This window comes from Cryobacterium sinapicolor, assembly GCF_004403465.1.
Classification (GTDB): domain Bacteria; phylum Actinomycetota; class Actinomycetes; order Actinomycetales; family Microbacteriaceae; genus Cryobacterium; species Cryobacterium sinapicolor.
This window is the reverse complement of the sequence record NZ_SOGQ01000077.1, coordinates 94,948-107,935: the sequence shown is the minus strand read 5'-3', so window position 1 is coordinate 107,935 and position 12,988 is coordinate 94,948. Positions and strand designations below refer to the sequence as shown.

Sequence of the window (12,988 nt, the reverse complement as noted above, 5' to 3'; positions counted from 1 at the left end):
CGACGAAGGGATTGATCTTTTTGTCAGATGAGCGCACAGGCACCGATGCGACCGATCCGGACGCCTCCTCGGAGCCCCGCACCCAGCCGGGGGACGAGTACCACAGCGAACTGCCGCCGCACACGATTGTGAACCTGGCGGCGGCCCTGCCGGAGAACCTGAACCGCCCCGCCACGCACACGATCGAGATCAGCACCCCGGCCGTCTCCCGTCCCGATCGGTCGTTCACAAGCGGAACGGGGGCGGTCCGGGCTCCGACCGGTCCGGCCGCGAGCGAGGCCTCCCTGCAGTCCCGCCGGGAGAGGCTGCGCCCGGCTGGCGGTTCGGCGCCGGAGTCTGCCGCGATGCTCACCCCCGACCGTCTACTGGCCGTGAACCGCCGCACCAAGCCCCCGCCCCGCGGAGCCTGGAACAGTTTTGTCTTCGCGGCGACCCTGCACCTGGTCAACCTCGGCGACTCGGCCCAGGTTCGCGCCCACAAACACCTCGACGAGCGCATCCGTCAAGAGTTCGAGGGTGGGACCCGCTTCGTGCCGATCCTCACCCGCAAGGGCGGGGTCGGCAAGACCACGGTCACCGCGCTGCTCGGAATGGCACTGGCCGACGCCCGCGACGACCGCATCATCGCCGTCGACGCGAACCCCGACCGTGGCACCCTCTCCGAGCGGGTCACGAAGCAGACCCGGTCCACCGTGCGCGACGTCGTCACGAAAGCCGCCTCGATCGGCGGCTACACCGATTTCTCCACGCTGGTCTCCCGCGACGCCACCCGGCTCGACATCCTCGCCTCCGACACCGACCCGCTCCTGTCCGAGGCGTTCGACGAGGACGACTACAACGTCGTCGCCGACCTGGCCGCACGGTACTACTCGATCATGCTCACGGACTGCGGCACCGGAATCGTGCACTCAGTCATGCGCGCCACCCTGCAGCGTGCCGATTCGATCGTCATCGTCTCCGGGGGCAGCATCGACGAGGCCCGGTTGGCATCCGAGACGCTGACCTGGCTCGAAGCCAACGGCTACGGTGACCTGGTCCGCAACGCGGTCGTCGCGCTCAACACCGCAACGCAGGGCACGAACCTGGTGAAGCTGGAGGAGATCGAATCGCACTTCCGCTCGCGGGTGCGTGAGATCGTGCGCATTCCCTGGGACCCGCAGCTCGCCGCGGGCAGCGTCATCTCCTTCGACGATCTGAAGCCCATCACCCGGCTGGCGGCACGCACCCTTGCGGCCGTCGTCGTCGAGGGTCTGCCGGCCGACCGCGGCATCTGACCCGATCAGACACCTCACACCACCGCATCCATGACTTGGAGTCACCCTTGCCCGAGCGCCAGATCCGTCTCTTCGGAGATCCCGTCCTCAAAACCGTCTCCGACCCGATCGGCACCATCGACGCCCGGGTGAGGGGCCTGGTCGATGACCTGGTCGACAGCGTGCGCCTACCCGGCCGGGCCGGCGTCGCGGCCTCCCAGATCGGCGTGAACCTGCGGGCCTTCAGCTACAACGTCGATGGTGAGATCGGGTACATCCTCAACCCGGTGCTCGTGGAGGTATCGGGGGAGCCCGAGCTTGTCGACGAGGGGTGCCTGTCGGTGCCGGGACTCTGGTATCCCACCAAGCGGTATCCGTTCGCCCGGGTGACCGGGGTCGACCTCGACGGTGCGGCGGTCGAACTATCCGGCACCGGGATCATGGCTCAGGCCCTACAGCACGAGACCGACCACCTGGACGGCCTGCTCTACCTGGACCGCCTCGACAAGGAGAACCGGCGGGCGGCCATGAAAGAGGTTCGCGAGTCAACCTGGTTCTGACCAGATCGACCTGTTTCCGACCAAGGGAAGTCCTGACGGCAGCGGGCGGTGAGTCCCGGGCGAATTCGACGGAGATTGTGTCCAAAACGGGCCCAAACCGGCCGAAAACCGGCTTTGAGGCCACAATCTCCGTCGAATTGGTTGGACGCCGTCCCGGAACACCACCGCGGAACGGCGCGCATGAGCCCCCGGCGTCGCGTGGAGGCCGGGGGCAGGGCTGGTTTTCGCCGCGCTCTAGCTGGTGACCGGGTTCGTCCCCGTCACCGGGGCGCCCGCGTACATCGCCTCGATCTGATCGGCGAAGTCCTGCAGGATGACATCCCGCTTGATGCTCAGCTTCGGGGTCAGGTACCCGGCAGCCTCGGTCAGCTCGGTTGTCAGCACCGTGAACTTGCGGATCGACTCCGCCCGGGACACATGGTCGTTGGCGTGGTCGATGGCACGCTGCACCTCGGCGAGCACCTTGGGGTTGACGGATGCCTCGGCCAGCGTCATGCCCGCATCCTCACCGTTGTTGTTCAACCAGACCGCGAGCATGTCGGGGTCGAGCGTGACCAGCGCGGCGATGAACGGCTTGCGATCGCCGACGACGACCACCTGGCCGATCAGCGGGTTGGATCGGATCGGGTCTTCCAGCGCGGCTGGGGCGACGTTCTTGCCGCCGGCGGTGACGATGATCTCCTTCTTGCGCCCGGTGATGGTGAGGAAGCCATCGCCGTCCATGGCGCCGATGTCACCGGTGCGGAGCCAGCCGTCGTGGAAGGTGGCCGCGGTGGCCTCGGGATTCTTCCAATACTCCTTGAAGACGTTGACGCCCTTGACCTCGATCTCGCCGTCGTCGAGGACGCGCACCGAGACGCCGGGAAGAGGCGGACCCACGGTGCCGATCTTGAACTTGGTGGCCAGGCCGACGGTCGTCGGCGCGGTGGTCTCGGTGAGGCCGTAGCCTTCCAGGATCTTGATTCCCAGGCTGTGGTAGAAGTGGCCCAGGTGCATGCCGAGGGGAGCGGAACCGGAGACGGCGTACTTCACGTTTCCGCCCATTGCGGCCCGCAACTTGCTGTAGACCAGACGGTCGAAGAGTGTGAACTTGAGCTTGAGCATCAGCGGGACACTCTTGCCCTGATCGATCAGCATCGAGTGGTCGACGGCAACCTGGGCGGCCGTTTCGAAGATCTTGCCTCGACCGGCGGTCAGCGCCTTCTGCTCGGCGGAGTTGTAGACCTTCTCGAACACCCGCGGCACCGCGAGCAGGAAGGTGGGCTTGAAGGTGCCGAGCGATTCCAGCAGTTTGCGGGTGTCGGGCTGGTGTCCGACGCGCACTCCGGCGTGCACGCAGAGCACCGAGATGAACCGGGCGAAGACGTGCGCGGTGGTGATGAACAGCAGCGTGGACGCGCCGTTCGCATCGGTGAGGACCTCTGTCAAGGCAACTGCCGAGTTACGGGATGTCTCGACGAAGTTGGAGTGGGTGAGCACACAGCCCTTGGGTCGGCCGGTGGAACCCGAGGTGTAGATCAGGGTGGCGATGTCCGAACCCACGGCGAGGGAGCGGCGGCGCTCGATTTCGGCATCCGTCACGTCGGTGCCGGCGGCCGCGAGCTTGTCGAGGTCACCCAGATCGATCTGCCAGACCTTCTGCACGGTGCCGAGCTCGGGGTGCACCTCGTCGAAGCGTGAGAAATGCTCGGCGGTTTCGACGATGACCGCCGCTGCGTCGGAATCACCCAGGATCCACTGGATCTGGGTGGGCGAGCTGGTCTCGTAGACGGGGACGAGTACGCCACCGGCGAACCAGGTGGCGAAGTCGATCAGCGTCCACTCGTACCGGGTCTTGCACATCAGGCCGATCTTGTCGCCGGGCTGGATTCCAGCTGCGACGAGTCCCTTGGCCAGGGCGATGACCTGGGCGTGGAACTCCGTCGTGGTGACGGGGGACCAGACTCCGTTTCTCGGCAGTGAGAACAGCACGGAGTCGGGCGTCGCCGTCAGGCGTCCGACCAGGAGATCGGTGACATTGGCTTGCGGGTCTGCGGGAACGATTGCGGGCAGATCGTACTGTTTCACGGTAACTCCTCTGGTACCGGGCGGGCGATTTGCCCCACTCTATCCACGTCGGTTCGTGGAAGCAGCCGTTTCGCCTGGCCGTGTCTTGATTCACTACACTCTAGGGGGACGCACGGGCTTCGTTGTTTCGCCTCGCAGAGCGCTCCGCTTCATCCATCGACGAAAGAAGTCCGCTGTGCACGCCATTGGTATCGACATCGGCGGCACAAAAATCGCCGCGGCCCTGGTCGACGAGTCTGGAACGATCATCCGCTCGGATCGACGCCCGACCACCGCGAGCGATCCGCGCGGGATCGAAGACGCCGTGGTCGACATGATCACGGAACTCTCCGAGGGTGAGGATGTCGTGGCGGCCGGGATCGCCGCCGCCGGCTTCATCGACGCCGCGCAGTCCACCGTGTACTACGGGCCCAACGTCAACTGGCGTCACGAACCGCTTCGGGCCACCCTCGAGGCCCGCCTCGACCTTCCGATCCTGATCGAGAACGACGCGAACGCCGCCGGCTGGGCGGAGTTCACCTTCGGTGCCGGCCGCGGCTACACCGACATGGTCACCCTCACCATCGGCACCGGCGTGGGCGGGGCGATCGTCGCCGACAACCACCTCTTCCGCGGCGGCTTCGGCTGCGCCGCCGAGCTCGGGCACCTGCGCGTGGTGCCGGGCGGTCGGCTCTGCGGCTGCGGTGCGCACGGCTGCATCGAGCAGTACGGCTCGGGCCGCGCACTCCTCCGGATTGCCACCGAGCTGGCGGATGCCGGCGGAATCGGCCTCGGCCTCGCCGCCGCCCGTGATCGCAAGGGCAAGCTGACCGGTAAGGATGTCGGTCGACTGATCCAGGAGGGCGACAACGGCGCCCTGGCCGCCCTGAGGCAGCTGGGCGGCTCGCTCGGTCAGGCCTGCTCGAGTCTCGCGGCCGTGCTCGACCCGCAAATCTTCGTTTTCGGCGGGGGAGTCGCCGCCGCCGGCGAGCTGCTGCTCGAACCGATCCGCGCCGCCTACCTCGAAAACCTGCCCGCCAGGGGCTTTCACCCCGAGGCCGAATTCGCGATCGCGCAGCTCGTCAACGACGCCGGTGTGGTCGGCGCGGCCGACCTGGCGCGGAAACACGTTTTCGCACAGTAGGCTTTCCGGGTTACCGAGGGAGCAACGATGTTCTACTGGCTCATGAAAAACATTGTCATCGGCCCTCTGCTGCTGGCTGTCTTCCGGCCCTGGGTGGTCGGGCTCGAGAACATCCCCAAAGAGGGTGGTGTGATCCTTGCGAGCAACCACTTGTCGTTCATCGATTCGGTGTTCCTGCCGTTGGTCGTGTCGCGGCGGGTCGTCTTCCTCGCCAAGAGCGAGTACTTCACGGGCAAGGGCCTCAAGGGGTGGGCGACACGCCAGTTCTTCAAGGCCACCGGGCAACTGCCGATCGACCGGTCGGGTGGTAAGGCGTCCGAGGATTCCCTCAACACCGGCCTGCGGGTGCTGGGTTCCGGCGGCGTGCTCGGCATCTACCCTGAGGGCACCCGCAGCCCCGACGCGAAGATGTACCGGGGCCGCACGGGTGTGGCGCGCATGCTGCTCGAGGCGGAGGTCCCGGTCATCCCCGTGGCCATGATCGACACGGAGAAGGCCATGCCGACGGGTACCCGCATCCCGAAGGTGCGCCGGATCGGCATCGTGATTGGCAAACCCCTCGACTTCAGCCGGTTCGATGGCATGGAGGGCGACCGGTTCGTGCTTCGATCGGTGACCGACGAGCTGATGTACGAGCTGCAGGCGCTGAGCCGGCAGGAGTACGTGGACGTCTACGCGACCAGTGTGAAAGAAAAGCGGGCTAGCCTGATCCGATAGAATCAGACGGTTGCCCAGGAGCCGTCAGGTTCCCACAGAAACAGCCCGGCTTGCGGTGTTTTCCGCGCCGGACCAGAGAAAAAAGGAATAGTCCCGTGGTAGACCCCACCGAACCCGTCGTCCTCGCAGATCGATCTGTGGTTGCCGGCCTGGACTATTGGCGCACCCTTCCGATCAAGCAGCAGCCGACCTGGCCCGACGCGGATGCGGTGGCCGCCGCATCCGCCGAATTGTCGACGCAGCCTCCGCTCGTCTTCGCCGGTGAGGTCGATATTCTGCGGAACCGGCTCGCCGAGGCTGCCGGCGGCCACGCCTTCCTGCTGCAGGGCGGCGACTGCGCCGAAACCTTCAGCGGTGCCACCGCGGAGCAAATCCGGAACCGGGTCAAGACCGTGCTGCAGATGGCCGTCGTGCTGACCTACGGCGCGTCGATGCCCGTGATCAAGATGGGCCGGATGGCCGGCCAGTTCGCCAAGCCGCGCTCCAGCGACTTCGAGACCCGGGGCGGCGTCACCCTGCCGGCCTACCGCGGCGACATCGTCAACGGGTACGACTTCACCCCCGAATCGCGGGAGGCCGACCCGGCCCGCCTGGTCAAGGGATACCACACGGCAGCCTCCACCCTCAATCTCATCCGCGCCTTCACGCAGGGCGGCTTCGCCGACCTGCGTCAGGTGCACAGCTGGAACCAGGGCTTCGCGGCGAACCCGGCCAACCAGCGGTACGAGAAGGTGGCCAAGGAGATCGACCGCGCGATCAAGTTCATGATCGCCTGCGGGGCCGACTTCGAGGCCATGCGCCGCACGGAGTTCTACACCAGCCACGAGGGTCTGCTGATGGACTACGAGCGACCGATGACCCGGATCGACTCCCGCACGGGCACGCCGTACAACACGTCCGCGCACTTCATCTGGATCGGGGAGCGCACTCGCGACCTCGACGGCGCTCACGTCGACTTCCTCTCCCGGGTGCGCAACCCGATCGGGGTCAAGCTGGGCCCGACCACGTCCACCGATGACATGTTGCGCCTGGTCGACAAGCTCGACCCGAACCGCGAGCCGGGTCGGCTCACCTTCATCACCCGGATGGGTGCCGGCAAGGTGCGCGACGCCCTGCCCCCGCTGCTCGAGGTCATCAAGGCCAGCGAGGCCAAGCCGCTGTGGGTCACCGACCCGATGCACGGCAACGGCGTGACCACCCCCACCGGCTACAAGACTCGTCGTTTCGACGACGTCGTCGACGAGGTGCGCGGTTTCTTCGAGGCGCACCGCAGCGTCGGCACGCACCCGGGCGGCGTCCACGTCGAACTCACCGGTGACGACGTCACCGAGTGCCTGGGTGGATCGGAGCACATCGACGAGGCCGCACTGGCGACCCGGTACGAGTCGCTCTGTGACCCGCGCCTCAACCACATGCAGTCGCTCGAGCTGGCATTCCTGGTCGCCGAAGAACTCGCCGCCCGCTAGCCCGATCCGCAACACTGGCCGAACCCCAGACCCCGAACGCCGAACGCCTGACGTCTGACGCCTGAACCAAGACTCAGGTGCCCGTTGCGGTCGAGAGTGCCCGCTAAACCGGTCACTCTCGACCGGAACGGGCACTTTCGTGTGCCCGCACGCGGTTCGGCGCGGGGCCGCGGTGTTCCGGGCCCCTCCCGGTGGCGACCGACTAGCCGAACGGGTTGGTCGGCTTGAGGGTGACGGTGCTGTTCTTGGGCGCGTCGGTGCCGGCCGCGGGGGCCGTCGACGCGACGCTCAGGAGCGGCGCGATGGCATCCGCGCCGAGATTGTAGCTCAGCTTGAAGCCCAGGTCGGTGAGCACCTGCTTACCCTCGTTCCAGGGCAGGCCGACGATGTTCGGAACCGTGACCGGCTTCGGGCCGAGGGAGGTCGTGAGGGCATAGGTGTCGCCGGCCCGCACGGGCCCCTCGTTCACCGCCGCCGCGCTCACGACGTCTCCCTCCGCGATCGAGTCGCTGAAGACCTCGTCGCCGGTCGTGACGAGCAGCCCCCGGTCGCCCAGGATCGCCGTTGCGTCGTCGACGGATTCGCCGGACACGTCCGGCACGGAGCCGAGGGAGAGCACCAGGTTGACGTTCATGCCCTCGAAGTAGTCCCCGCCCTGGGAGACGTCTGCGCCGTCGAGTTCACGGGTGGCCGAGATGACCAGGCCGGATTCCACGGTGTCGTCGAAGATGGAATCGGTCGCGCCGATGCCGGCCTTCAGCTCGGTCACGGTGGCAGTCGCCGCGTCGGCCGTCAGCCCGGCCAGCGCGGGCAGGACGATGGGCTGCGGACCCTGGGAAACCCGGAGCGTGACCGTGCTGCCCTTCGCAACTCGGATGCCCGGATCCGGGTTGGTGCTGGACACGAGCCCGGCCGGTATGGTGCCGCTGAACTCGGTGCTGAGCGCCGCCTCCAAGCCGAGCTCGGTGAGCTGGGCGGTGGCGTCTTCGGGTGAGGCCGAGATGAGGGTGGGGATCGGGACGTCGGATCCGGGGCCGGTGCCGAAGAACCATCCGGTTCCGCCGGCGAGGGCCGCGAGCAGGAGCACCAACGCGAACAGGAAGTATCCGCGGTTCTTGCGCTTGCGGGACTTGTCGGTCAGGAGCGCGGCGGGGGTCGCGACCGCGGTTCCCACACCGGCAACTGCCGGGACGAGTGGGGCTCCGCCGAGGATCTGGGTGTCGGCGTCGGCGACCGCTGCGGCCACGCCGCCGGGCATCACCATGGTGGCGGATTGCCCGGTCGCCGGGGGAGCCGGGCGCACGAGCCTGTCGAGGTCGAGCAGTTGGTCGAGCATGACCCGGGCGTCCCGGGGGCGCTGCTCCGGATCGCGGGCGGTGGCCCAGAGCACCAGTTCGTCGAGCTCGTGCGGAATCGTGGGTATCCGCACGCTCGGCATGGGCACGGTGTCGTTCGCGTGCTGGTAGGCGATCTGCATGGGTGCCTCGCCCACATAGGGCTGTTCGCCGGTGAGCATCTCGTAGGTCATGATTCCGAGTGCATAGATGTCGCTGCGGGCATCCGCGATGCCCCGCGTGACGAGTTCGGGGGAGAGGTAGGCGATCGTGCCGAGCAAAGCCTGACCGGTGGCCGTGTTGTTGTTCACGGCGCGGGCCAGACCGAAGTCGCCGATCTTGATGCGCCCGTCGTCGGCCAGCAAAACGTTCTCCGGCTTGAGGTCCCGGTGCACGATTCCCGCCTTGTGCGCGGCGGCGAGACCGGCGAGCACCGCCTCAAGGATGTCCATCGTCTGCTCGCTGGTGAGACGGCCGTAGTCCTTGAGCAGATCGCGCAGGGTGATGCCGGGCAGGTACTCCATGACCAGGTAGGCCATGTCGGCGTCCTGGCCCTGGTCATAGACGTTCACGACGTTGGGGTGCGCGAGGCGGGCGGCCGAGCGGGCCTCCTGCACGAAGCGGGCCTTGAACGTGTTGTCGTCGGCGAGGTGCCCGTGCATGATTTTGATCGCGACCCGGCGCTCGAGTCGCAGGTCGGTCGCCAGATACACGGTGGCCATGCCACCGCGGGCGATCCGGGAGCGCACCTGATAGCGGCCGTCTATCAAACGGCCGACCATGGGATCGCTAGGGGTATCGCTCACTAGTCGAGTCTAGGGATTGTCACGCCGTTCCTCGCGCTGGAACACTCGCAAGTCAGAGTTTTCAGGGCTGACCGGATGCGAGCGGCAGGTCAGCCGAGTTCGGCCAACCACGCCCGGGCCGATGTCTCCCACTTGGCGTAGTGGTTCGGGTGGGCCGAGATCTGCACGGTCTGCGCGGCCTCGGTCACGGTCATCGCCTCCCACCCAGGGACGTCGAGCAGCCCGCGCGTGATGCCGGGGTTGGGGTTCACGGGGCCGCCGAAGAAGGCGAGGCTGGCTCGCACCGGGTCGAGGACCTGCTCGGGGGTTCCCCAGCCGGAGCTGGGCCGCTGCTGGAAGAGGCCGAGGGAATCGCGGTCGCCGTGTGTCACATTGCGCAGGCCGGATTCCTGGGCGGCGGCGGCCAACGCGATCACGATGCCGGCGTCGCCGGCGCCTGCCAGACGCCCGCTCTCGATGATGGTGGCCGCGTGCCGGCGCATGTCCTCGCTGAGGGGCGTAACCACATCGTGCGCCGCTGACGGCGCGGGGACGGCGGCCTCGATCAGGATCGCGGGTTCCATCGAAGGCACGGCGGGGGCCGACTCGGACGGGATGGCCAGGACCTGCCCGGGGTAGATGATGCTGGACCAGCCGAGGCCGTTGGCTTCGAGCACGGACTGCACCGAGACGCCCGCCGCGGACGCCACAGCGCCGATGGTCTCACCGGTGACGATCGTGTGCGTGCCAGGAGTGTTCTGGGGAGCGGAGGCCGTGTCGGTGGCCGCGGTCGGTTCGCTCGGGAGAGGGGACGCGCCGCCCCCCGGCGGCAGGACGACGGCCTGCCCGGGGAAGATGATGCTGCTCGCGTCGAGTCCGTTCGCACGGAGCAAGGCGTCGAGGGCGAGCCCGTGCGCCGCGGCGATGCCGGACAGGGTGTCCCCGCTCTGGATCAGGTAGCGCGTGATCTCCGCGGCGACGGGCGCGGGCGCCGGCGCAGACGGTTGCGCCTGGCCGGCCAGGGTCAGCATCTGGCCCGGGAAGATTATCGCGGACCAGCCGAGCCCATTGAGGGCGAGCACGGATGCGGTGGAGAGGCCGAAACGTCCGGCCACGCTGCTGACGGTGTCGCCTTCGACGACCTGGTACTGGGTCGGCGCCGTGGCGGTGGCGGCGCTCTGCCGGCCCAGATCCGAGGGCACGGCGGACGGCAGAATGCTCTTGCTCTTGAGCGGCTTCTTCGCGATGGCGGCGGCGTCCGCGGGCGACGCCAGGTTCAGGCTGATCGCGATCGTGCTGATCAGCACGAGCGGTACGGTGATCAAGATACCCAGACCCCGGCGCTCGGTTGACTGCCGGTGGCGGCCCTCACCCTGCGACGATGCGTTCCCGTTGGTGCTGTTGCTGGCTGGACTGTTCCTGCTGGCTGGTGCCGACATTCCGCTCCCGTCGATTGCGTGCGGCAGCGGTGCTGACACAGTTTCTCGACCAGTCAATCAGGCTGGCCCCCGTTCTGGGCGTCAACACGCGCTATCGCGTCAGGAGAGTTTGTCCACCTTGGCGAATCATGGGAGGCTGGATCCGTGACCGAAACGTTCTCAGATCAAGAGTGGCTGTCCATCCCCGACCTCGTCCGGGTGCTCGGCGTCAGCCAGAGCCGCGTGCGTCAGTTGGTCGACGACAAGCAGCTCCTCGCTGTTCGCCGTGACAACGGCCCCCTGCAAGTTCCCGCAGCGTTCATCAAGGACGGCGCCCCGCTCCCGGAGCTGCGCGGCACGTTGATCGTGCTCTCCGACGACGGCTTCACCGACGAGCAGGCGATGCGCTGGCTGCTCGAGGTCGACGACAGTCTCGGCGTTCCCCCCGTGCAGGCGCTGCTCGCCGGCCGTAAGGCCGAAGTGCGCCGCGTCGCCCAGGCGCTCGCCTGACCCTAGAACACGCGGCGGGTCACCGTCTCGGCCAGCTCCGTCAACCGCGTCGTGACGGCGCCGCTGATCGGCGATCCCTCGAGTGCGGCCAGGGCCTCGGCGACGTTCGAGGCGATCAGGGCCTCGATCCGCTCGACGGCGCCGCTATCGACGATGGTGCGTTGCAATACCCCGATCTGGTCTTCCGTCAGCAGCGGGTCGCCGAGACGGGCGTCCAGCTCCGATCGGGCCGGCTCCGACAGGCTCTCGCGCGCCAGGGCGATCAGAACGGTGCGCTTGCCCTCGCGCAGGTCGTCGCCGCTGGGCTTGCCGGTGACGGCGGTGTCGCCGAACACTCCGAGCAGGTCGTCCCGGAGCTGGAAGGCTATGCCGAGTGGCAGCCCGAAAGCACGCAGGGCGTGGAGGTGGTCCGGATCGGCGCCGGCCAGAGCCGCGCCGATCACGAGCGGCGCCTGGACGCTGTACTTGGCCGACTTGAAGACGATGACCCGCAGGGCCCGACCGAAGAGTTCCGATTCGGGTTGGATGAGCCAGGCACGTTCCTCGAGGATGTCGAGGTATTGGCCCACCGTGACCTCGGTGCGCATCCGGTTGAATTCGCTCCGCGCCCTGTCGGCAGCCGATGCGTCGGGGGCCGCGGCGAGACCCTCGTCGAGTAACTCGTCACTCCAGCCCAGGAGGAGGTCGCCGAGGAGAATTCCGGCCGCCCGGCCGAAGTCGACCTGGCTTCCCGCCCAGCCGCTCCGGCCGTGTATGCCCTCGAAGAGTTTGTGGGCGGAGGCCGCACCGCGGCGGGTGTCCGAGTTGTCGATGATGTCGTCGTGGACCAGCGCTGCCGCGTGGAAGATCTCTAGGGCCGCCGCCGCGGAGACGATCGGCGCCAGATCGGTCGGGGAGCGGTCGAAATCCCGGCCCGCACCAGCAGATTCACTTGTGGCGACGCTTTGCCAGCCCCAGTAGCAGAACAGGGCCCGGAAGCGCTTTCCACCGCTGAGAAACTGCCGTGAGAACTCCACCAGTGGCGTGAGATCGGGGCTGATGGTAGTCACAATTGGTTGACGGGTTTCGAGGAATTCGTCGATGCGAGAATGAACCAGATCGATCAGTTGATTGCTTTGCTCCACCTGCCTAGCCTAGCCATCACGGCGGGGTTAGAATCGGTGAAGCACAGCGCGATCCCAAACAGGAGGAATGAGATGCCGCTTTCGGAACAAGAGCAGCGACTCCTCGAAGAGATGGAGCGCGGCCTGTACCACAATGACGCCGACTTCGTTGCGACTGTCGGCGGCAGCAGCCTCCGACCCAACTACCGCTCGATCTCCATCGGGGTTCTGGCCGCGGTTGCCGGCATCGGTGGCCTCATTGCCGGCGTGGCGATCCAGCAGCTCTGGCTCGGTGTCCTCGGCTTCATGATCATGTTCGGCGGTGTCCTGATCGCCACCACGCCGAGCAAGTCCGCCCGACGGATGTCCGCATCCGCGCCGCGCTCGCGTCCGAACCAGCAGCAGTCCTCTTCCCAGCGCGGTTTCATGGATCGCATGAACGAACGCTGGGATCGTCGGCAGGACGGTCAGCAATAACTCTCCACCTTCCACCACCGCACCACGCAGACAGGGCCGATCATCCGATCGGCCCTTTTTTTGTGCCCGGAAACGGGACTGAACTGCCACGGTCGTGAAATTTCCCTCCACTCCGCTGTTCCCTGTAATCACGGGTCCCACTGTGGAGAAATTCACCTAAATACCCTCGTATTCC

General features: G+C 67.2%; 11 protein-coding genes. 7 read left to right on the top strand and 4 right to left on the bottom strand.

Annotated features, from left to right (window positions below; all coding sequences use genetic code 11):
- Window positions 1–20 precede the first annotated feature (20 nt).
- Both E3T28_RS13805 and E3T28_RS13800 read left to right on the top strand, forming a co-directional pair.
- A complete protein-coding gene (locus tag E3T28_RS13805; protein WP_241979352.1) occupies window positions 21–1,274 on the top strand; it encodes a MinD/ParA family ATP-binding protein in 1,254 nt (417 codons plus the stop codon).
- Between the two features lie 47 nt (window positions 1,275–1,321).
- Window positions 1,322–1,813: a peptide deformylase gene (locus tag E3T28_RS13800; RefSeq protein WP_134432341.1), complete on the top strand. Its 492-nt coding sequence runs from the start codon at window positions 1,322–1,324 to the stop codon at window positions 1,811–1,813.
- 234 nt (window positions 1,814–2,047) lie between these two features.
- On the opposite strand, the gene E3T28_RS13795 is transcribed toward E3T28_RS13800, so the two are convergent.
- The gene (locus E3T28_RS13795) at window positions 2,048–3,880 is read right to left on the bottom strand and encodes an AMP-dependent synthetase/ligase (RefSeq protein WP_134432339.1); all 1,833 of its coding nucleotides are present in this window, start codon (window positions 3,878–3,880) and stop codon (window positions 2,048–2,050) included.
- A gap of 175 nt (window positions 3,881–4,055) precedes the next feature.
- Between E3T28_RS13795 and E3T28_RS13790 the strand changes: the two genes are divergently transcribed.
- The 3 genes from E3T28_RS13790 to E3T28_RS13780 all read left to right on the top strand — a co-directional run bounded on the left by E3T28_RS13790 (window position 4,056) and on the right by E3T28_RS13780 (window position 7,186).
- Complete coding sequence (locus E3T28_RS13790) at window positions 4,056–5,003, top strand: ROK family glucokinase (RefSeq protein ID WP_134432337.1); 948 nt, start codon at window positions 4,056–4,058, stop codon at window positions 5,001–5,003.
- 27 nt (window positions 5,004–5,030) lie between these two features.
- The gene (locus E3T28_RS13785) at window positions 5,031–5,720 is read left to right on the top strand and encodes a lysophospholipid acyltransferase family protein (RefSeq protein WP_134432335.1); all 690 of its coding nucleotides are present in this window, start codon (window positions 5,031–5,033) and stop codon (window positions 5,718–5,720) included.
- 95 nt (window positions 5,721–5,815) lie between these two features.
- Complete coding sequence (locus tag E3T28_RS13780; protein ID WP_370259983.1) at window positions 5,816–7,186, top strand: class II 3-deoxy-7-phosphoheptulonate synthase; 1,371 nt, start codon at window positions 5,816–5,818, stop codon at window positions 7,184–7,186.
- Between the two features lie 202 nt (window positions 7,187–7,388).
- Here E3T28_RS13780 and pknB read toward each other — a convergent pair whose 3' ends face one another.
- Together pknB and E3T28_RS13770 are read right to left on the bottom strand one after the other, a co-directional pair.
- Window positions 7,389–9,326: a Stk1 family PASTA domain-containing Ser/Thr kinase gene (pknB, locus tag E3T28_RS13775; RefSeq protein WP_134432333.1), complete on the bottom strand. Its 1,938-nt coding sequence runs from the start codon at window positions 9,324–9,326 to the stop codon at window positions 7,389–7,391.
- Window positions 9,327–9,415: 89 nt separating this feature from the next.
- Complete coding sequence (locus tag E3T28_RS13770) at window positions 9,416–10,744, bottom strand: LysM peptidoglycan-binding domain-containing protein (protein WP_134432331.1); 1,329 nt, start codon at window positions 10,742–10,744, stop codon at window positions 9,416–9,418.
- 144 nt (window positions 10,745–10,888) lie between these two features.
- Between E3T28_RS13770 and E3T28_RS13765 the strand changes: the two genes are divergently transcribed.
- The gene (locus tag E3T28_RS13765; RefSeq protein WP_134432329.1) at window positions 10,889–11,233 is read left to right on the top strand and encodes an Rv2175c family DNA-binding protein; all 345 of its coding nucleotides are present in this window, start codon (window positions 10,889–10,891) and stop codon (window positions 11,231–11,233) included.
- 2 nt (window positions 11,234–11,235) lie between these two features.
- Here E3T28_RS13765 and E3T28_RS13760 read toward each other — a convergent pair whose 3' ends face one another.
- On the bottom strand, window positions 11,236–12,357 hold the full coding sequence (locus E3T28_RS13760) for a polyprenyl synthetase family protein (protein ID WP_134432327.1): 1,122 nt from the start codon (window positions 12,355–12,357) through the stop codon (window positions 11,236–11,238).
- Here E3T28_RS13760 and E3T28_RS13755 point away from each other — a divergent pair.
- Complete coding sequence (locus E3T28_RS13755) at window positions 12,289–12,813, top strand: DUF3040 domain-containing protein (RefSeq protein ID WP_338145404.1); 525 nt, start codon at window positions 12,289–12,291, stop codon at window positions 12,811–12,813. The genes E3T28_RS13760 and E3T28_RS13755 overlap by 69 nt on opposite strands.
- Window positions 12,814–12,988: the final 175 nt, after the last annotated feature.